Raw genomic sequence first — 20,255 nt, forward strand, 5'->3', positions numbered from 1 at the left:
CCTTTCTTTATTATCTGTTTACGCTCTATTCTCAGATTCGTATACAGAGTTAATAAATGTTTTCACTTTAGCCAAATATTATTGAGGATATTCTGAATTGGGCCGGACTACTTTTAATTACGGGATATTCCCCTCTCCTGGATAGAGGGGAGGCGAAAATTACTTCATCCGCGCCATAAAGTATGCGTCGACATACTCACCGTTACGCAGTGCGTACTTCTTGCCGGTGCCTTCAATCTCAAAACCATGCTTCTTGTAGACCGCCACGGCGGGTTCATTATCGACAAATACCGTTAGCTCAATACGCTCCACGCGCAGCCAGTTATCGCACATGTCGATCATGGTACGGAGCAGCGCGCTGGCGACCCCACGGTTTTGCCACCGCGCATCAACACTGATGCCAAAATCGGCGACATGGCTGCGGCGCGGACGCTGGATGACCGCAATGGTGAGATGTCCAACGACAGTATCGTCAATACAGGCGACCAGCTGTTTGATGCCGGGCTGGTCGGCTAGCCGTTCCTGCCACATCGCACTGGAAGGATGAGGAACCTGTAGCGTGTTGTGATACACCTCCGGCTGGGCATGGATCTGACGAATTGCGTCGTAATCTTTTGATTCCGCGTGGCGTATCACTATCTCGCTCATTTCTGTGTCCTTAGCAGGTTAAAAGTCCTTTTAAACATCATTGACTTTAAAAACGGAGTCAACTGCATTTTTTTGCAAAAAGTATTGGACAAGTGCGAATGAGAATGATTATTATTGCTCTGCGTTCAGGGAGACCCTTGCGGAGAACCTGAAAGCACGACATTGCTCACATTGCTTCCAGTATTACTTTAGCCAGCCGGGTGCTGGCTTTTTTTTTGGATCAGTTTCGGGCTGGTTTGCTGGTCAGTTTTGTAGGCCGGATAAGGCAAAGCCGTCATCCGGCAATGGCGCTTGTGATGCCGGATGGCGCTTATGCTTATCCGGCCTACGATCTGACCGCGACGCCGACGACCGATCTTGAGGCTTCTTCTTTTGTAGGCCGGATAAGGCAACGCCGTCATCCGGCAATGGCTCTTGTGACGCCGGATGGCGCTTATGCTTATCCGGCCTACGATCGTTTCACCGCTATTTCCCACATGTTGTTTGCGCTATGGTGTATGCAATCACCTTTCAAAAAGGACACTCCCATGACCTTACACTGCGCATTTATTGGCTTTGGTAAAAGCACCACCCGCTACCATCTGCCGTATGTTCTTAACCGTAAAGGCAGCTGGCATGTTGCGCATATCTTCCGCCGTCACGCGAAGCCGGAGGAGCAGGCGCCGATCTACTCGCATATTCACTTCACCAGCGATCTTGATGAAGTGCTGAACGATCCGCAGGTAAAACTGGTGATCGTCTGTACCCATGCGGACAGCCATTTTGACTACGCCCGGCGCGCGCTGGAGGCGGGAAAAAACGTGCTGGTGGAAAAACCGTTTACGCCAACGCTTGCCGAGGCGAAAGTGTTGTTCGAACTGGTGCGGAGCAAAGGGCTGACCGTCACGCCGTACCAGAACCGCCGCTTTGACTCCTGTTTCCTGACTGCCAAAAAAGCGATTGAGAGCGGTAAACTGGGCGAGATTGTTGAAGTTGAAAGCCACTTTGATTACTACCGACCGGTTGCGGAAACCAAACCTGGCCTGCCGCAGGACGGCGCGTTTTACGGCCTCGGCGTGCATACGATGGATCAAATTATTTCGCTGTTCGGACGCCCGGACCATGTGGCCTATGACATCCGCAGCCTGCGCAATAAAGCCAACCCGGATGATACGTTCGAAGCGCAGCTGTTTTACGGCGATCTGAAAGCCATCGTTAAAACCAGCCATTTAGTGAAGATCGATTACCCGAAATTTATCGTTCACGGCACCAGAGGCTCGTTTGTGAAGTACGGCATCGACCAGCAGGAAACCAGTCTGAAGGCCAATATCATGCCCGGCGAACCGGGGTTTGCGGCGGATGATTCTGTCGGCCTGCTGGAATACGTTAATGACGAAGGCGTGACGGTGAAAGAAGAGATGAAACCGGAGGTCGGCGACTATGGCCGCGTTTATGACGCCCTGTTCGAGACCATTACGCATGGCGTGCCGAATTACGTCAAGGAATCTGACGTTCTCACCAACCTTGAGATCCTTGAGCGGGCGTTTGAACAGGCGTCTCCGGCCACAGTAACCCTTGCAAAATAAACAAAATCAACGCCTCTGGGCTTGTTCATAATTTTTGAACAGAGGAGTCAATTTTCACCCTCTATGATCCCGTCTGGATTGGGTTCACACTTACTCCATCGAAAACATCTGGGGGGTGAATACAATGATCTACTTACGCAAAGCAAACGACCGTGGTCATGCGAATCATGGCTGGCTGGATTCCTGGCATACTTTCTCTTTTGCAAACTACTATGACCCTAACTTTATGGGCTTTTCGGCACTGCGCGTGATTAACGATGACGTTATTGAAGCAGGCCAGGGCTTTGGGACGCACCCGCATAAAGACATGGAAATCCTGACCTATGTGCTGGAAGGCGCAGTGGAACACCAGGACAGCATGGGTAACAAAGAGCAGGTTCCTGCCGGTGAGTTCCAGATAATGAGCGCCGGGACGGGCATTCGTCACTCGGAATACAACCCGAGCAATACCGACCGCCTGCGTTTGTATCAGATCTGGATCATGCCGCAGGAAAACGGGATTACGCCGCGTTACGAGCAGCGTCGTTTTGACGCCGTACAGGGCAAACAGCTGGTGCTGTCGCCGGATGCGCGCGACGGTTCGCTGAAAGTGAATCAGGACATGGAACTGTACCGTTGGGCGCTGCTGAAAGACGAACAGTCGGTACACCAGATCTCCGCCGAACGCCGCATCTGGATTCAGGTGGTGAAAGGTAACGTCACCATTAACGGCACCAAAGCGTCTACCAGCGATGGTCTGGCGATTTGGGATGAGCAGGCGATCTCCATCCATGCCGACAGCGATAGCGAAGTGTTGTTGTTCGACCTGCCGCCAGTTTAAAAATACACGTCATCCTTCAAGCCGCATCTTTGTTGGCTTCCTGGCTTACCCCGGTCGCGTACTTGATGTACGCTTCCGGGGATTTAATGAGGGACATCCTTGTCCCTCACCAGAGGCAACCTTCGGTTGTTCAAATTCGTTCCTGACGAATTTGTCACTGCGTCGCCGCCTTGATGCAACTCGAATGATTTAGTGTATTTCTCACAATACAAAAACAACCTTAGTTTTCTCTGCGAAGGTTCATGCACGTCCGTGGTAAACTGGGGAAATCTATCCCTTTTATGCCTTTCAGGACGATGAAAAAGAAAAGACCCGTACTTCAGGATGTGGCTGACCGCGTAGGCGTGACCAAAATGACGGTCAGCCGTTTTCTGCGTAACCCGGAGCAGGTCTCCGTCGCGCTGCGGGGCAAGATCGCTGCTGCACTTGATGAACTGGGTTACATTCCCAATCGTGCTCCCGATATTCTTTCTAACGCGACCAGCCGTGCGGTGGGCGTTCTGCTGCCGTCGTTAACCAACCAGGTTTTCGCCGAGGTGTTACGCGGAATTGAGACCGTCACCGATGCCCACGGCTACCAGACGATGCTGGCGCACTACGGCTATAAGCCGGAAATGGAACAGGAACGTCTGGAGTCGATGCTGTCATGGAACATTGACGGGTTAATCCTCACTGAACGTACCCATACGCCGCGCACGCTCAAAATGATTGAAGTCGCGGGCATTCCGGTGGTGGAGCTGATGGACAGCAAATCGCCATGCCTCGATATCGCCGTCGGTTTTGACAACTTTGAAGCCGCGCGTCAGATGACCGCCGCGATTATCGCGCGCGGCCATCGTCATATCGCCTATCTGGGGGCGCGCCTCGACGAACGTACTATCATCAAACAGAAGGGCTATGAACAGGCCATGCTGGACGCCGGGCTGGTGCCCTACAGCGTGATGGTGGAGCAATCGTCGTCTTACTCTTCCGGGATTGAGCTGATCCGCCAGGCAAGACGCGAATACCCGCAGCTGGACGGTATTTTCTGTACCAACGACGACCTTGCCGTCGGGGCGGCGTTCGAATGCCAGCGTTTAGGGCTCAAAATTCCTGATGATATGGCGATTGCCGGTTTCCACGGCCACGACATTGGTCAGGTGATGGAACCGCGTCTGGCCAGCGTACTCACGCCGCGTGAGCGGATGGGCAGTATCGGCGCAGAGCGCCTGCTGGCGCGCATACGCGGTGAAGCGGTGACGCCTAAAATGTTAGATTTAGGTTTCACCTTGTCACCGGGTGGATCTATTTAGTCCAACAAATTTGAAGTAGCTCACACTTATTCACTTCTGCCACGAATGGATATTGCTTCTATTCTGGTCCGGCCGGACAATGTTACCGATAACAGTTACCCGTAACAATTCCTGATCCTTGTACTGTGGGGGCACCACTTTGAGCACGACTAACCATGATCACCACATTTACGTTCTGATGGGCGTATCAGGCAGTGGCAAATCCGCTGTCGCCAGCGAAGTGGCGCATCAGCTGCATGCCGCGTTTCTTGATGGCGATTTTCTCCATCCGCGTTGCAACATCATGAAAATGGCCTCCGGCGAGCCGTTGAATGACGACGACCGCACGCCGTGGTTACAGGCGCTGAACGATGCGGCGTTTGCGATGCAGCGAACCAATAAGGTATCGCTGATTGTCTGTTCCGCACTGAAAAAACACTATCGCGACCTGCTGCGCGACGGTAACCCAAACCTGTCTTTCATCTACCTGAAAGGGGATTTTGACGTTATCGAAAGCCGCCTGAAGGCACGTAAAGGCCACTTCTTTAAAACGCAGATGCTGGTAACTCAGTTTGACACGCTGGAAGAGCCGGGCGCTGACGAGAGCGATGTACTGGTGGTGAATATCGATCAGCCGCTGGAAGGTGTCGTGGCAAGCACCATTGAGGTCATTAACAAAGGCAGTAAGTAGTGAGTACATTAACGCTTGTTTTAACAGCAGTAGGTTCTGTTTTACTGCTGCTGTTTTTAGTGATGAAGGCGCGTATGCACGCCTTCGTTGCTTTGATGGTGGTGTCTATTGGCGCAGGTCTTTTTTCCGGTATGCCGCTCGATAAAATCGCGGCGACGATGGAAAAAGGGATGGGCGGTACGCTTGGCTTCCTGGCGATTGTCGTCGCACTGGGCGCCATGTTCGGCAAAATTTTGCATGAGACGGGCGCAGTCGATCAGATTGCCGTCAAAATGCTCAAATCTTTCGGCCACAGCCGCGCGCATTACGCGATTGGTCTGGCGGGGCTGATTTGCGCGCTGCCGCTGTTCTTTGAAGTCGCCATTGTGCTGCTGATCAGCGTCGCATTCTCTATGGCGCGCCATACCGGAACAAACCTTGTGAAGCTGGTCATTCCGCTGTTTGCGGGCGTGGCGGCGGCTGCGGCGTTTCTGCTGCCCGGGCCTGCGCCGATGCTGCTGGCGTCCCAAATGCACGCTGATTTTGGCTGGATGATCCTGATTGGTCTGTGCGCGGCAATCCCTGGCATGATCATCGCCGGGCCGCTGTTTGGTAATTTCATTGGCCGCTATGTGGAACTGCACGTCCCGGACGACATTACCGAACCGCATCTGGGCGAAGGTAAAATGCCGTCGTTTGGCTTCAGTCTCTCGCTGATCCTGCTGCCGCTGGTGCTGGTAGGGCTGAAAACGATCGCCGCGCGCTTTGTCGCGGAAGGTTCCAGCGCTTACGAATGGTTTGAGTTTATCGGCCACCCGTTCACCGCGATTCTGGTGGCGTGCCTGGTGGCAATCTATGGCCTGGCGGTGCGTCAGGGGATGGCGAAAGATAAAGTCATGGCGATCTGCGGTCAGGCGCTGCAACCGGCGGGCATTATTCTGTTGGTGATTGGCGCAGGCGGCGTGTTCAAGCAGGTTCTGGTGGATTCCGGCGTTGGCCCGGCGCTGGGCGAAGCGTTAACCGGCATGGGCTTGCCGATTGCCATCACCTGCTTCGTGCTGGCGGCAGCGGTGCGTATCATTCAGGGTTCCGCGACCGTCGCGTGCTTAACGGCGGTGGGGCTGGTGATGCCGGTGGTGGAACAACTGAACTTCTCCGGCGCGCAGATGGCGGCATTGTCTATCTGTATCGCAGGTGGTTCTATCGTGGTCAGCCACGTAAACGACGCCGGTTTCTGGCTGTTCGGTAAATTCACTGGCGCGACCGAAGCGCAAACGCTGAAGACCTGGACGATGATGGAAACTATTCTCGGCACCGTCGGCGCGATTGTCGGTATGATTGCGTTCCAGCTTCTGAGCTGAGTCTTGTTGCCCGGTGGCGCGCCGCTTACCGGGCCTGCAAGTGAGCACATATCCACACCGTAGGCCGGGTAAGCGTAAGCGCCACCCGGCTAGCCTTTCATCCACATCCGAATGCCGTCCAGGAACATCTGGGTTGCCATCATTACCAGAATCAACCCCATCAGACGTTCCAGCGCGTTAACCCCTTTCTCGCCCAGCAGACGCAGGAACAGCGACGATTGCAGCAGAATCACAAACGTGCCGCCCCAGGCGATCAGCAGAGCGATGACCAGATGCCCCATCTGGTTCGGATACTGATGCGATAACAGCATCAGCGTCGCCAGGATAGTCGGGCCCGCCACCAGAGGGATAGCCAGCGGTACGATAAACGGTTCTTCGCCCGCCGGGAGTCCGGCGCTGTTGCCTGATGCGCTGGGGAAAATCATCTTAATGGCGATCAGGAACAGAATAATCCCCCCGGAGATCGACACGGTTTCCGCCCGCAGGTTGAGAAAGGCCAAAATTTTCTCGCCCGCAAACAGGAAAATGAGCATCAGTAAAAGCGCAATAAACAGCTCGCGAACCATAATCGCCCGGCGGCGCTTTGGTTCGGTATGTTTCAGTACGGACATGAAAATGGGCAGGTTTCCGAGTGGATCCATAATCAGGATCAATAAAACTGCCGCTGAAATGATTTCATTCATAACTCAAATTCCCTGATAATTACTGCGGACTTTCTGCTTGCTTAGGAAGCGGGATAAGTCGCATTACTGATGGCTTCGCTATCATTGATTAATTTCACTTGCGACTTTGGCTGCTTTTTGTATGGTGAAGGAAGAACCAGTAGGACACTGGTTTGCATACACAGCACACATCTTTGCAGGAAAAAAACGCTATGAAAAATGTTGGTTTTATCGGCTGGCGCGGTATGGTCGGCTCTGTACTCATGCAACGCATGGTTGAAGAGCGCGACTTCGATGCCATTCGCCCTGTTTTCTTTTCTACTTCCCAGCTTGGGCAGGCAGCGCCGACGTTCGGCGGTACGCCCGGCGGCACACTTCAGGATGCCTTTGATCTCGACGCGCTGAAGGCGCTTGATATCATTGTGACCTGTCAGGGCGGCGATTATACCAACGAAATCTATCCAAAGCTCCGTGAAAGCGGCTGGCAGGGCTACTGGATTGACGCGGCATCCTCGCTGCGCATGAAAGACGACGCCATCATTATTCTTGATCCGGTTAATCAGGATGTCATTACCGACGGCCTGAACAACGGCATTAAAACCTTCGTCGGCGGTAACTGTACCGTCAGCCTGATGCTGATGTCGCTGGGCGGTCTGTTTGCTAATGACCTGGTGGACTGGGTTTCTGTTGCGACTTACCAGGCGGCGTCCGGCGGCGGCGCGCGTCATATGCGCGAACTGCTGGCGCAGATGGGCCACTTGTACGGTCACGTAGCCGATGAGCTGGCGACCCCTTCTTCCGCGATCCTCGACATTGAGCGCAAAGTGACGACCCTGACCCGCAGCGGCGACCTGCCGGTTGATAACTTTGGCGTACCGCTGGCGGGCAGCCTGATTCCGTGGATCGACAAACAGCTCGATAACGGCCAGAGCCGCGAAGAGTGGAAAGGCCAGGCGGAAACCAACAAAATTCTCAACACCTCTTCCGTGATCCCGGTGGATGGTCTGTGCGTGCGCGTCGGCGCGCTGCGCTGCCACAGCCAGGCGTTCACCATTAAACTGAAAAAAGACGTGTCTGTTCCGACCGTGGAAGAACTGCTGGCCGCGCACAACCCGTGGGCGAAAGTGGTACCCAACGATCGTGACATTACCCTGCGTGAGTTAACCCCGGCTGCCGTTACCGGCACGCTCACCACGCCGGTTGGCCGCCTGCGTAAGCTGAACATGGGGCCGGAGTTCCTCTCCGCCTTTACCGTTGGCGACCAGCTGCTTTGGGGCGCGGCAGAACCGCTGCGTCGTATGCTGCGTCAGCTGGCGTAATTGTGGATGGCCTGGTGGCGCGACGCTTATCAGGCCCACCAATAACGTGAATCACCAGGCCGGATAACGCATCGCCGCCATCCGGCAAACAAAACAGAGTTTAAATGTTGGGTGCTGAGTCACCCTTTTTTTTGCGTAATACAGGAGTAAGCGCAGATGTTCCAATATTTACCAGGAGTAAGATAAAGCATTGGCTATTCTTTAAGGGTGTCTTAATACCGGAGGTATTAAGCCTTAGCCTGAAGGTGGGACGGGGCAGAGAGGATGCACATTGGTGCTGCGCCGTTCAGGTCAAAGAAGTGTCACAACCTGATGTCGAAGATCAGTTGGAAGGGGTGACACCATAAAACAGGAAGACAGCCATGTCCGATCGTATCGATAGAGACGTGATTAATGCGCTAATTGCGGGCCATTTTGCGGACCCTTTTTCCGTACTTGGTATGCACCAAACCACCGCGGGACTGGAAGTCCGCGCCCTATTGCCTGATGCCACCGAAGTGTGGGTGATTGAACCAAAAACCGGACGTAAAGTCGGCAAACTGGAATGTATCGACTCACGCGGTTTTTTTAGCGGTGTGCTCCCCCGACGCAAAAATTTCTTTCGCTATCAGCTCGCTGTTGTCTGGCATGGGCAGCAGAATCTGATTGACGATCCTTACCGTTTTGGCCCGCTGATCCAGGAAATGGATGCCTGGTTGCTGTCTGAAGGCACGCATTTACGCCCGTATGAAACGCTGGGCGCACATGCCGACACAATGGACGGCGTTACTGGAACCCGTTTTTCCGTCTGGGCGCCGAATGCCCAGCGCGTCTCCGTCGTTGGGCAATTCAACTACTGGGATGGCCGTCGCCACCCGATGCGCCTGCGCAAAGAGAGCGGTATCTGGGAGCTGTTTATTCCCGGCGCGCAACACGGTCAGTTGTACAAATTCGAGATGATCGATGCGCATGGCAAGCTGAGAATCAAAGCCGACCCGTATGCGTTTGAAGCGCAAATGCGCCCGGAAACGGCCTCGCTGATCTGCGGTCTACCGGAAAAAGTGGTGCAGACGGAAGAGCGCAAACAAGCCAACCGGTTCGATGCGCCAGTCTCCATCTATGAAGTGCATCTGGGCTCGTGGCGTCGTCATACCGATAACAATTTCTGGCTGAGCTACCGCGAACTGGCGGATCAGCTTATTCCATACGTAAAATGGATGGGCTTTACCCACCTCGAACTGCTTCCTGTTAATGAACATCCCTTTGATGGCAGCTGGGGCTACCAGCCGACCGGGCTGTATGCGCCGACCCGCCGTTTCGGCACGCGCGATGACTTCCGCTATTTCATCAATGCCGCTCATCAGGCGGGTCTGAACGTCATTCTTGACTGGGTGCCGGGCCACTTCCCGTCGGATGATTTTGGTCTGGCGGATTTCGACGGCACCAAACTGTATGAGCACAGCGACCCGCGCGAAGGGTATCACCAGGACTGGAACACGCTTATCTATAACTACGGGCGCCGTGAAGTCAGCAACTATCTGGTCGGGAACGCGCTTTACTGGATTGAGCGTTTCGGCATTGATGCGCTGCGTGTAGACGCCGTGGCGTCGATGATTTACCGCGACTACAGCCGCAAAGAAGGCGAGTGGATCCCCAACGAGTTCGGCGGGCGTGAGAACCTGGAAGCCATTGAGTTCTTACGCAATACCAACCGTATTCTGGGAGAGCAGGTGCCTGGCGCGGTGAGCATGGCCGAGGAGTCCACTGACTTCGCTGGCGTGTCCCGACCACAGGATATGGGCGGACTGGGTTTCTGGTACAAATGGAACCTGGGCTGGATGCATGACACGCTGGACTACATGAAGCTGGACCCGGTTCATCGCCAGTATCATCACGATAAGCTGACCTTCGGCATGCTCTACAACTACACCGAAAACTTTGTCCTGCCGCTGTCGCATGACGAAGTGGTGCATGGCAAAAAATCGATTCTCGACCGTATGCCTGGCGACGCCTGGCAGAAATTCGCCAACCTGCGCGCCTATTACGGCTGGATGTGGGCGTTCCCCGGTAAGAAACTGCTGTTTATGGGCAACGAGTTCGCCCAGGGGCGCGAGTGGAACCACGACGCCAGCCTTGACTGGCATCTGCTGGAAGGCGGCGACAACTGGCACCACGGCGTACAACGGCTGGTGCGCGATCTCAACCATACCTATCGCCACCATAAAGCGCTGCATGAACTTGATTTTGACGCTTACGGTTTTGAATGGCTGGTGGTGGATGATAACGAACGTTCGGTGCTGATTTTTGTCCGCCGCGATAAAGTCGGCAATGAAATCATCGTCGCCAGCAACTTTACCCCGGTGCCGCGCCATGACTATCGTTTTGGCATCAATCAGCCAGGGAAATGGCGGGAGATTGTGAATACTGATTCCATGCACTACCACGGCAGCAATACCGGCAACGGCGGGGTGGTGCACAGCGACGAGATCGCCAGCCACGGCCGCCAGCACTCATTGAGTCTGACGCTGCCGCCGCTGGCCACCATCTGGCTTGTGCGGGAGGGTGAATGACGCAACTGGCAACCGGCAAAGCGACACCGCATGGCGCGACGTATGACGGTCATGGCGTCAACTTCACGCTTTTTTCGGCACATGCGGAGCGCGTTGAACTGTGCGTGTTTGATGCGCTCGGCAATGAGCAGCGGTATGACCTGCCGGGGCGCAGCGGCGATGTCTGGCACGGCTACCTTGCCGACGCCAGACCCGGCCTGCGCTACGGGTATCGCGTACACGGCCCGTGGCAACCCGCGCAAGGGCACCGCTTTAACCCGGCAAAACTGCTTATCGATCCCTGCGCTCGCCGCGTTGAAGGAGAGCTGAAGGATAACCCGTTGCTGCACGGCGGGTACGACGAGCCGGACCATCGTGATAATGCCGCCGTTGCCCTGAAGTGCGTTGTCACCGCCGACCGCTATGACTGGGAAGATGACGCCGCGCCGCGCACGCCGTGGGGCAACACGGTCATCTACGAAGCGCATGTGAAGGGGCTGACGTACCTGCATCCGGCGATCCCGTCAGAGATTCGCGGCACCTGGAAGGCGCTGGGCCATCCGGTGATGATCGCGTATTTCAAGCAGTTGGGCATTACCGCGCTGGAGCTGTTGCCGGTGGCGCATTTTGCCAGTGAACCGCGCTTACAGCGCCTGGGGCTGTCGAATTACTGGGGCTATAACCCGGTGGCGATGTTCGCGCTGCATCCGGCTTATGCCTGCTCCCCGGAAACGGCGCTGGATGAGTTTCGCGATGCCATCAAAGCGCTGCATAAAGCCGGTATTGAAGTCATTCTTGATATTGTGCTGAACCATAGTGCGGAGCTGGATCTCGATGGGCCGCTCTTCTCCCTGCGCGGAATCGACAACCGTAGCTATTATTGGATCAAGGAGGATGGCGACTATCACAACTGGACCGGCTGCGGCAACACCCTCAATCTGAGCCATCCCGGTGTGGTGGAGTTTGCGTGCGAGTGCCTGCGCTACTGGGTTGAAACATGCCATGTGGACGGTTTTCGTTTTGATCTGGCCTCCGTGATGGGGCGCACCCCGGCGTTCCGTCAGGATGCGCCGCTGTTTACCGCCATCAACAATTGCCCGGTATTGTCGAGCGTGAAGCTCATTGCTGAGCCCTGGGATATCGGCGAAGGCGGCTATCAGGTGGGGAATTTCCCGCCGCCGTTTGCCGAGTGGAACGACCATTTCCGTGACGCGGCCCGCCGCTTCTGGTTGCAACGCAATCTGCCCCTCGGTGAGTTTGCCGGACGTTTCGCCGGTTCCAGCGATGTGTTTAAACGCCACGATCGCCTGCCCAATGCGTCCGTCAATCTGATCACCGCGCATGACGGTTTTACGCTGCGTGACTGTGTTTGTTTCAATCAGAAACACAATGAGGCGAACGGTGAGGAAAATCGGGACGGCACCAACAACAATTACAGTGATAATCATGGTAAAGAGGGATTAGGCGGCACGCTGGATCTGATTGAACGGCGGCGCGACAGCATTCACGCCCTGCTGACCACGTTGTTGCTCTCTCAGGGAACGCCGATGCTGCTGGCGGGCGATGAACACGGCCATAGCCAGCACGGCAACAATAACGCTTACTGCCAGGATAACGCGTTAACCTGGCTGGACTGGCAGCAGGCAAACAGTGGGCTAACCACCTTTACCGCTGCATTGATTCATCTTCGCCAGCAGATACCGGCATTAGTGGGAAATCGCTGGTGGGAAGAAAATGACGGCAATGTTCGTTGGCTGAATAAAAATGCAGAGCCCTTAAGCGCGGGCGAGTGGGAAAACGGGCCGAAACAGATGCAGATCCTGCTTTCAGACCGCTTCCTTATCGCGATAAACGCCACGCTTGAGGTGACAGATATCGTTTTACCTGAAGGGGAGTGGCACGCTATTCCCCCATTCGCTGGAGAGGATAATCCGGTGATTACGGCTGTCTGGCAGGGACCTGCGCACGGACTGTGTGTGTTCCAGAGATGATAAAAAAGGAGTTAGTCATGGTGAGTTTAGAGAAGAACGATCGTGTAATGTTGGCGCGCCAGCTGCCATTAAAATCTGTTGCCCTGATCCTGGCCGGTGGCCGTGGTACACGCCTGAAAGATTTAACCAACAAACGTGCCAAACCTGCCGTGCACTTTGGCGGTAAGTTCCGCATCATCGATTTTGCCTTATCCAACTGTATTAACTCCGGGATCCGCCGTATTGGCGTGATCACGCAATACCAGTCTCATACTCTGGTACAGCATATTCAGCGCGGCTGGTCATTCTTCAGCGAAGAGATGAACGAATTCGTCGACCTGCTTCCCGCCCAGCAAAGGATGCAGGGCGAAAACTGGTATCGTGGAACGGCAGATGCCGTGACCCAGAACCTGGACATCATTCGTCGCTATAAAGCGGAATATGTGGTGATCCTCGCGGGCGATCATATCTACAAGCAGGACTACTCGCGCATGCTGATCGACCACTTCGAAAAAGGAGCGCGCTGCACCGTGGCGTGTATGCCGGTGCCGATTGAAGAGGCCACCGCGTTTGGCGTGATGGCGGTGGACGAGAGCGATAAGATCATCGAGTTTGTTGAAAAACCGGCGAATCCGCCAGCCATGCCTGGCGACGCGACGAAATCTCTCGCCAGCATGGGGATCTACATTTTCAACGCCGATTATCTGTATGAGTTGCTGGAGGAGGACGACAAAGACGACACCTCCAGCCACGATTTCGGTAAAGATATCATCCCAAAAATCACCAAAGCCGGTATGGCATATGCGCATCCATTCCCGCTGTCCTGCGTGCAGTCCGATCCCGAATCTGAACCTTACTGGCGCGATGTGGGAACGCTGGAAGCCTACTGGAAAGCCAATCTCGACCTGGCCTCGGTGACGCCGGAACTCGACATGTATGATCAAGACTGGCCGATCCGCACGCACATGGAGTCTCTGCCGCCTGCGAAATTTGTTCAGGATCGCTCCGGCAGCCACGGCATGACGCTCAACTCGCTGGTCTCCGGCGGGTGCATTATATCCGGTTCGGTGGTGGTGCAGTCCGTCCTGTTCCCGCGCGTGAGGGTGAACTCATTCTGTAACATCGATTCGGCAGTCCTGCTGCCAGAGGTCTGGGTTGGACGCTCATGCCGCTTGCGTCGTTGCATCATCGATCGCGCCTGCGTAATCCCGGAAGGTATGGTGATTGGCGAAAACGCGGAAGAAGATGCCCGTCGTTTCTACCGCTCAGAGGAAGGCATTGTGCTGGTCACGCGTGAAATGCTGCGCAAATTGCAGGTCAAACAGGAGCGATAATGCAGGTTTTACATGTATGTTCAGAGATGTTCCCCCTGCTAAAAACAGGTGGTCTGGCGGATGTGATTGGCGCGTTGCCTGCGGCACAGATTGCGGATGGTGTGGATGCTCGTGTGCTGCTTCCTGCATTTCCTGATATTCGTCGGGGCATCCCGGATGCGCAGGTAGTGACCCGGCGCGATACCTTTGCGGGAAGAATTACGCTCCTGTTCGGGCATTATAACGGCGTGGGAATCTACCTGATTGATGCGCCGCATCTGTATGACCGTCCGGGAAGCCCTTATCACGATACGAATTTATTCGCCTATACCGATAACGTCCTGCGGTTTGCGCTGCTGGGATGGGTGGGATGTGAAATGGCCTGCGGGCTTGATCCATTCTGGCGCCCGGATGTGGTGCATGCGCACGACTGGCATGCAGGCCTGGCGCCTGCGTATCTGGCTGCGCGCGGGCGTCCGGCGAAATCGGTGTTTACCGTACACAACCTGGCCTATCAAGGCATGTTTTATGCACATCACATGGATGACATCCAACTGCCATGGTCGTTCTATAACATGCATGGTCTGGAGTTTAACGGGCAGATTTCATTCCTGAAGGCGGGGTTGTATTACGCCGACCATATTACGGCGGTGAGCCCGACCTATGCGCGTGAAATTACCGAGCCGCAGTTCGCGTACGGGATGGAAGGCCTGCTGCGTCAGCGTCATCAGGAAGGGCGTCTGTCCGGCGTGCTGAATGGCGTGGATGAGAAAATCTGGAGCCCTGAAACGGATCTGCTGCTGGCGGCGCGCTATACGCGTGATTCGCTGGAGGAGAAAGCGGAGAACAAGCGCCAGCTACAGATTGCGATGGGGCTGAAAGTGGATGACAAAGCGCCGCTGTTCGCCGTGGTCAGCCGTCTGACCAGCCAGAAAGGGCTGGATCTGGTGCTGGAGGCGTTGCCGGGATTGCTGGAGCAGGGCGGGCAACTGGCGCTGCTGGGCGCGGGCGATCCGGTATTGCAGGAAGGATTTTTAGCGGCGGCGGCGGAACACCCAGGCCAGGTGGGCGTGCAGATCGGCTATCACGAAGCCTTCTCTCACCGCATCATGGGCGGGGCGGATGTCATTCTGGTGCCCAGCCGCTTTGAGCCGTGCGGCTTAACGCAGTTATACGGACTGAAGTACGGCACGCTGCCGCTGGTGCGGCGTACCGGTGGGCTTGCTGATACGGTGTCGGACAGTTCGCTGGAAAACCTGGCGGACGGCATCGCCAGTGGGTTTGTATTTGAAGATAGTAATGCCTGGTCTCTGTTACGGGCGATCCGGCGTGCTTTCGTGTTGTGGTCCCGACCTTCGCTCTGGCGGTTTGTGCAACGGCAGGCTATGGCCATGGATTTTAGCTGGCAAGTCGCGGCGAAGTCTTACCGCGAGCTTTACTATCGCTTGAAATAGTTATCCAGGAATCACCTATATGAATGCTCCATTTACTTATGCATCGCCCACTCTTAGCGTAGAAGCGCTTAAGCATTCTATTGCCTACAAACTGATGTTCACGATTGGTAAAGATCCGGTCATTGCCAATAAACATGAATGGCTGAACGCCACGCTGTTCGCGGTGCGCGATCGCCTCGTGGAACGCTGGCTGCGTTCTAACCGTGCTCAACTGTCGCAGGAAACCCGTCAGGTCTATTACCTGTCGATGGAATTTTTGATTGGCCGAACCCTCTCCAATGCCTTGTTATCGTTGGGTATTTACGACGATGTTAAAGGGGCGCTGGAAGCGATGGGGCTGGATCTCGAAGAACTGATTGATGAAGAGAACGACCCCGGTCTTGGCAACGGCGGTCTTGGCCGTCTGGCGGCGTGCTTCCTTGATTCGCTGGCGACCCTGGGCCTGCCGGGGCGCGGCTATGGAATTCGCTACGACTACGGCATGTTCAAGCAGAACATTGTCGAGGGGCGGCAGAAAGAGTCCCCGGACTACTGGCTGGAATACGGCAATCCGTGGGAGTTCAAACGCCATAATACGCGCTACAAGGTGCGTTTCGGCGGGCGAATTCAGCAGGAAGGCAAGAAAGCCCGCTGGATTGAAACCGAAGAGATTCTGGCGGTGGCCTATGACCAGATTATCCCGGGTTATGATACCGACGCCACCAACACGCTGCGCCTGTGGAGCGCTCAGGCCAGTAGCGAAATCAACCTTGGTAAATTTAACCAGGGCGACTACTTCGCGGCGGTAGAGGACAAAAATCACTCTGAAAACGTATCCCGCGTGCTTTACCCGGATGACTCCACCTATTCGGGACGCGAGCTGCGCCTGCGTCAGGAGTACTTCCTGGTTTCCTCAACGGTACAGGACATTCTGAGCCGCCACTACCAGCTGCATAAAACCTATGACAACCTGGCGGATAAAATCGCCATTCACCTCAATGATACCCACCCGGTGCTGTCGATCCCGGAACTGATGCGCTTGTTGATTGATGAGCACAAATTCAACTGGGACGATGCGTTTGAGGTGTGCTGCCAGGTCTTCTCCTACACCAACCACACGCTGATGAGCGAAGCGCTGGAAACCTGGCCGGTGGATATGCTGGGTAAAATCCTGCCGCGTCATTTGCAGATCATCTTTGAGATTAACGACTATTTCCTGAAAACGTTGCAGGAGCAGTATCCCAACGATACCGCTCTGCTGGGGCGGGCGTCGATTATCGATGAGTCCAACGGTCGCCGCGTCCGTATGGCGTGGCTGGCGGTGGTGGTGAGCCATAAAGTGAATGGCGTATCGGAGCTGCACTCTAACCTGATGGTGCAGTCGCTGTTTGCTGATTTTGCGAGTATCTTCCCGACCCGCTTCTGCAACGTGACCAACGGCGTGACGCCGCGCCGCTGGCTGGCGCTGGCGAACCCGTCGCTTTCTGAGGTGCTGGACGAAAATATCGGGCGCACCTGGCGTACGGATCTCAGCCAGCTAAGCGAACTACAGCAGCATTGCGATTTCCCGCTGGTGAATCACGCGGTGCGCCAGGCGAAGCTGGAAAACAAAAAACGGCTGGCAATACTCATCGCTCAGCAATTGAACGTGGTGGTCAATCCGAAGGCGTTGTTTGATGTGCAGATTAAACGTATTCACGAGTACAAACGTCAGTTGATGAATGTGCTGCATGTGATTACGCGTTATAACCGCATCAAGGAAGATCCTGAGGCGGAATGGGTGCCGCGCGTGAATATCTTTGCCGGTAAGGCGGCTTCGGCCTATTACATGGCGAAGCACATTATTCACCTGATCAATGACGTTGCTAAGGTGATCAACAACGATCCGCAGATTGGCGATAAGCTGAAAGTGGTGTTTATCCCGAACTACAGCGTGAGCCTGGCGCAGGTCATTATTCCTGCCGCCGACCTGTCTGAGCAGATTTCGCTGGCGGGTACGGAGGCGTCCGGCACCAGTAATATGAAGTTTGCGCTCAACGGCGCGCTGACCATCGGTACGCTGGACGGCGCAAACGTCGAGATGCTGGAGCATGTGGGGGCGGAGAATATCTTTATCTTTGGCAATACGGCGGAAGAGGTGGAAGAACTGCGCAAGCAGGGCTATAAACCGCGCGAGTATTACGAAAAAGATGCGGAGCTGCACCAGGTGCTGACGCAGATCGGCAGCGGCGTGTTCAGCCCGGAAGAGCCGGGGCGCTACCGTGATCTGGTGGATTCGTTGATTAACTTTGGCGACCACTATCAGGTGCTGGCGGATTATCGTAGCTATGTTGATTGCCAGGATAAGGTGGATGAATTGTATCGTCATCCCGAAGAGTGGACCGCGAAAGCGATGCTCAATATCGCCAATATGGGGTATTTCTCCTCCGACAGGACGATCAAGGAGTATGCCGAAAATATCTGGCACATTGATTCGGTAAGGTTGTAACAAGGGACAGGACTACCTGTAGGCCGGATAAGACGTTAGTGGCCATCCGGCAAAAGGCCCGGTGGCGCTGACGCTTACCGGGCCTGTGGACTGTTTTGTAGGCCGGATAAGGCGTAGCCGCCATCCGGCATTGTCATTACGACGCCAGCGACAACTGACGTTTGCCAATATATTCCGCCAGCCACTGGCTCACGCGGGACTGCTGCTCGGCGTTGAGCCACATCCCTTCTTTGGTGCGGCGCCACAACGCGTCGTCCGCACGACGTACCCATTCGTGATCCACCAGATACTTCAACTCCGCTTCGTAAAGTTCGTGACCGAAATCTTCACCTAACTCGGCAACGGAGGTGGCTTCGCCGAGTATCCACTCGGTATTGCTGCCGTAGGTGCGGGAATAATGACGCGCCAGCGACTCCGTCAGGAACGGATAGCGGCGGCGCAGTTTGGCCGCGTAATCTTCACGATCGCCGCCGATATCCCCGCCAGGAAGCACGCACTCTTTAGTCCAGGCCGGGCCAATGCCCTGGTAATAGGACGACAGTTTTTCCATTGCGTGTTCGGCCAGCTTACGATAAGTGGTCAGCTTACCGCCGAATACCGACAGCAGCGGCGCTTTGCCGTTTTCATCGTGGATATCCAGCGTGTAGTCACGGGTGATCGCCTGCGGAGAATCGGACTCGTCATCGCACAGCGGACGCACGCCGGAGTAGGTCCAGACGATATCGTCGCGGCCCAGTTGTTTCTTGAAGTGCGCGTTATAGACCTTCAACAGGTAATTGATTTCGCTTTCATCAATTTTCACTGCCTTCGGATCGCCTTTGTACTCCACGTCAGTGGTGCCGATGATTGAGAACTCATCCATCCACGGAATCACAAATACGATACGCTTATCTTCGTTTTGCAGGATATAAGCCTGTTTCTGCGTATGCACGCGCGGCACCACAATGTGGCTGCCTTTGATCAGACGAATGCCGTAGGGTGAAGGCAGGTGCATACCGTCGTCGAAGAACTGTTTTACCCACGGCCCCGTGGCGTTGACCAGACCACGCGCCTGCCAGGTGTGCTTTTTACCGGTATCGATATCTTCCGCTTCTACGATCCACAGACCGTTTTCACGACGGGCAGAGGTCGCTCGGGTACGGGTTAACACTTCCCCGCCTTTACGCACCACCATTTGGGCGTTTGCCAGAACCAGACGTGCATCGTCTACCCAGCAGTCAGAATATTCGAAACCGCGCACGATCTCCGGTTTCAGCACCGAATCTGCGCCAAAACGCAAACCGGTTGAACCGGGCAGACTGGTGCGTTTGCCCAGATGATCGTACATAAACAAACCAATTCGGATCATCCATGCCGGGCGCAGGTGCGGGCGGTGAGGCAGTCGGAAGCGCATCGGGAAGGCGATGTGCGGCGCCATTTTCAGCAGCACTTCACGTTCGGCCAGCGCTTCGCTGACCAGGCGGAATTCGTAGTGTTCAAGGTAGCGCAAGCCACCGTGAATTAATTTAGAGCTGGCGGAAGAGGTTGCACAGGCCAAATCCTGCGCTTCCAGCATGAGCACGGATAAACCACGTCCGGCGGCGTCTGCCGCGATACCCGCACCGTTAATGCCCCCGCCTATCACAATCAGATCTTTGGTTTCCATGCTACCCTCTTGCACTTTCGTTAAAGCTCAAAAATGTTCGTTATCGAGCATAATAGCAAAAAAACGAGCTGGTGGTAACATCGAAAAAACATTTTAGAGTGATACATATAACATTATGGCGTTTACTTACCCCGGCGACGTACACTGAACGGTAAAATAGCCATCTGCATATAAAGCCTGCATATAAAAGAAAGAGAGACTCATGGATCAGTTTGAATGTATTAATGTCGAAGAAGCTCACCAGAAGCTGCACCAGGGAACGGCGGTGCTGGTGGATATCCGCGATCCGCAAAGCTATGCGATGGGCCACACGCCGCAGGCGTTCCATCTGACCAACGATACGCTGGGCGCGTTTATGCGCGACCATGATTTCGATACCGTGGTGATGGTGATGTGCTATCACGGCAATAGCAGCAAAGGCGCGGCACAGTACCTGCTACAACAGGGTTATGACGCGGTTTACAGTATTGATGGCGGGTTTGATGCCTGGCACCGCCATTTCCCCTCAGAGGTGGCATTTGGCGCATAAGCCCACAAAGATGCAGCCTGAAGCCGGAAGGGC

The 20,255-nt window shown here is 55.0% G+C and carries 15 protein-coding genes; 12 read left to right on the forward strand and 3 right to left on the reverse strand.

From position 1 onward, the window contains the following. Positions 1-159: 159 nt before the first annotated feature. The gene (gene yhhY / locus OGX84_RS07325) at positions 160-648 is read right to left on the reverse strand and encodes an N-acetyltransferase (protein ID WP_049012102.1); all 489 of its coding nucleotides are present in this window, start codon (positions 646-648) and stop codon (positions 160-162) included. A gap of 527 nt (positions 649-1,175) precedes the next feature. On the opposite strand from yhhY, the gene OGX84_RS07330 reads away from it, so the two are divergent. From OGX84_RS07330 to gntU, 5 genes are all read left to right on the forward strand, one after another. Beyond that, entirely contained in the window at positions 1,176-2,213 is a 1,038-nt protein-coding gene (locus OGX84_RS07330) for an oxidoreductase (RefSeq protein ID WP_286457668.1), read from the forward strand. A gap of 124 nt (positions 2,214-2,337) precedes the next feature. Continuing rightward, positions 2,338-3,033, forward strand: coding sequence for a quercetin 2,3-dioxygenase (gene yhhW / locus OGX84_RS07335; RefSeq protein WP_012135544.1), 696 nt, complete (start codon positions 2,338-2,340; stop codon positions 3,031-3,033). 296 nt (positions 3,034-3,329) lie between these two features. Then, a complete protein-coding gene (gene gntR / locus OGX84_RS07340) occupies positions 3,330-4,325 on the forward strand; it encodes a gluconate operon transcriptional repressor GntR (protein ID WP_024131020.1) in 996 nt (331 codons plus the stop codon). A 139-nt stretch (positions 4,326-4,464) separates the two neighbouring features. Continuing rightward, positions 4,465-4,995, forward strand: a complete 531-nt coding sequence (gntK, locus tag OGX84_RS07345) for a gluconokinase (RefSeq protein WP_047460632.1) — start codon at positions 4,465-4,467, stop codon at positions 4,993-4,995. Beyond that, positions 4,995-6,335 carry a gluconate transporter gene (gene gntU / locus OGX84_RS07350; protein ID WP_047460635.1) on the forward strand — a complete coding sequence of 447 codons (1,341 nt, stop codon included), beginning with the start codon at positions 4,995-4,997 and terminating at the stop codon, positions 6,333-6,335. Before gntK ends, gntU begins: the two co-directional genes overlap by 1 nt. 89 nt (positions 6,336-6,424) lie before the next feature. On the opposite strand, the gene yhgN is transcribed toward gntU, so the two are convergent. Then, complete coding sequence (gene yhgN, locus OGX84_RS07355; protein ID WP_012135540.1) at positions 6,425-7,018, reverse strand: NAAT family transporter YhgN; 594 nt, start codon at positions 7,016-7,018, stop codon at positions 6,425-6,427. Between the two features lie 191 nt (positions 7,019-7,209). Between yhgN and asd the strand changes: the two genes are divergently transcribed. The 6 genes from asd (at position 7,210) to glgP (ending at position 18,048) form a co-directional block, all read left to right on the forward strand. Then, the gene (asd, locus tag OGX84_RS07360) at positions 7,210-8,316 is read left to right on the forward strand and encodes an aspartate-semialdehyde dehydrogenase (RefSeq protein WP_012135538.1); all 1,107 of its coding nucleotides are present in this window, start codon (positions 7,210-7,212) and stop codon (positions 8,314-8,316) included. A gap of 362 nt (positions 8,317-8,678) precedes the next feature. Beyond that, entirely contained in the window at positions 8,679-10,865 is a 2,187-nt protein-coding gene (glgB, locus tag OGX84_RS07365) for a 1,4-alpha-glucan branching enzyme (RefSeq protein ID WP_058668214.1), read from the forward strand. Beyond that, positions 10,862-12,835, forward strand: a complete 1,974-nt coding sequence (gene glgX, locus OGX84_RS07370) for a glycogen debranching protein GlgX (protein ID WP_012135536.1) — start codon at positions 10,862-10,864, stop codon at positions 12,833-12,835. Before glgB ends, glgX begins: the two co-directional genes overlap by 4 nt. Before the next feature lie 17 nt (positions 12,836-12,852). After that, entirely contained in the window at positions 12,853-14,148 is a 1,296-nt protein-coding gene (glgC, locus tag OGX84_RS07375; RefSeq protein ID WP_024131017.1) for a glucose-1-phosphate adenylyltransferase, read from the forward strand. After that, positions 14,148-15,581 carry a glycogen synthase GlgA gene (glgA, locus tag OGX84_RS07380; protein ID WP_012135534.1) on the forward strand — a complete coding sequence of 478 codons (1,434 nt, stop codon included), beginning with the start codon at positions 14,148-14,150 and terminating at the stop codon, positions 15,579-15,581. The genes glgC and glgA overlap by 1 nt, the downstream gene beginning before the upstream one ends. Positions 15,582-15,600: 19 nt before the next feature. Continuing rightward, positions 15,601-18,048, forward strand: a complete 2,448-nt coding sequence (gene glgP, locus OGX84_RS07385; protein ID WP_071259344.1) for a glycogen phosphorylase — start codon at positions 15,601-15,603, stop codon at positions 18,046-18,048. Positions 18,049-18,184: 136 nt separating this feature from the next. On the opposite strand, the gene glpD is transcribed toward glgP, so the two are convergent. Continuing rightward, on the reverse strand, positions 18,185-19,693 hold the full coding sequence (gene glpD / locus OGX84_RS07390; RefSeq protein ID WP_012135531.1) for a glycerol-3-phosphate dehydrogenase: 1,509 nt from the start codon (positions 19,691-19,693) through the stop codon (positions 18,185-18,187). Between the two features lie 202 nt (positions 19,694-19,895). On the opposite strand from glpD, the gene glpE reads away from it, so the two are divergent. Continuing rightward, positions 19,896-20,222: a thiosulfate sulfurtransferase GlpE gene (gene glpE, locus OGX84_RS07395; RefSeq protein WP_012135529.1), complete on the forward strand. Its 327-nt coding sequence runs from the start codon at positions 19,896-19,898 to the stop codon at positions 20,220-20,222. The last annotated feature ends 33 nt before the right edge of the window (positions 20,223-20,255 follow it).

It is taken from the genome of Citrobacter sp. CK202 (assembly GCF_030333225.1).
In the GTDB taxonomy this organism is placed as follows: domain Bacteria; phylum Pseudomonadota; class Gammaproteobacteria; order Enterobacterales; family Enterobacteriaceae; genus Citrobacter_B; species Citrobacter_B koseri.

Excerpts from the sequence above, each read along its gene's own strand:
- glpE (WP_012135529.1), top strand. The coding sequence starts at position 19,896 with ATGGATCAGTTTGAATGTATTAATGTCGAAGAAGCTCACCAGAAGCTG.
- yhgN (WP_012135540.1), bottom strand. The coding sequence starts at position 7,018 with ATGAATGAAATCATTTCAGCGGCAGTTTTATTGATCCTGATTATGGAT.
- gntR (WP_024131020.1), top strand. The coding sequence starts at position 3,330 with ATGAAAAAGAAAAGACCCGTACTTCAGGATGTGGCTGACCGCGTAGGC.
- glpD (WP_012135531.1), bottom strand. The coding sequence starts at position 19,693 with ATGGAAACCAAAGATCTGATTGTGATAGGCGGGGGCATTAACGGTGCG.
- yhhY (WP_049012102.1), bottom strand. The coding sequence starts at position 648 with ATGAGCGAGATAGTGATACGCCACGCGGAATCAAAAGATTACGACGCA.
- OGX84_RS07330 (WP_286457668.1), top strand. The coding sequence starts at position 1,176 with ATGACCTTACACTGCGCATTTATTGGCTTTGGTAAAAGCACCACCCGC.
- glgC (WP_024131017.1), top strand. The coding sequence starts at position 12,853 with ATGGTGAGTTTAGAGAAGAACGATCGTGTAATGTTGGCGCGCCAGCTG.
- asd (WP_012135538.1), top strand. The coding sequence starts at position 7,210 with ATGAAAAATGTTGGTTTTATCGGCTGGCGCGGTATGGTCGGCTCTGTA.
- glgA (WP_012135534.1), top strand. The coding sequence starts at position 14,148 with ATGCAGGTTTTACATGTATGTTCAGAGATGTTCCCCCTGCTAAAAACA.
- glgP (WP_071259344.1), top strand. The coding sequence starts at position 15,601 with ATGAATGCTCCATTTACTTATGCATCGCCCACTCTTAGCGTAGAAGCG.
- glgB (WP_058668214.1), top strand. The coding sequence starts at position 8,679 with ATGTCCGATCGTATCGATAGAGACGTGATTAATGCGCTAATTGCGGGC.
- glgX (WP_012135536.1), top strand. The coding sequence starts at position 10,862 with ATGACGCAACTGGCAACCGGCAAAGCGACACCGCATGGCGCGACGTAT.
- yhhW (WP_012135544.1), top strand. The coding sequence starts at position 2,338 with ATGATCTACTTACGCAAAGCAAACGACCGTGGTCATGCGAATCATGGC.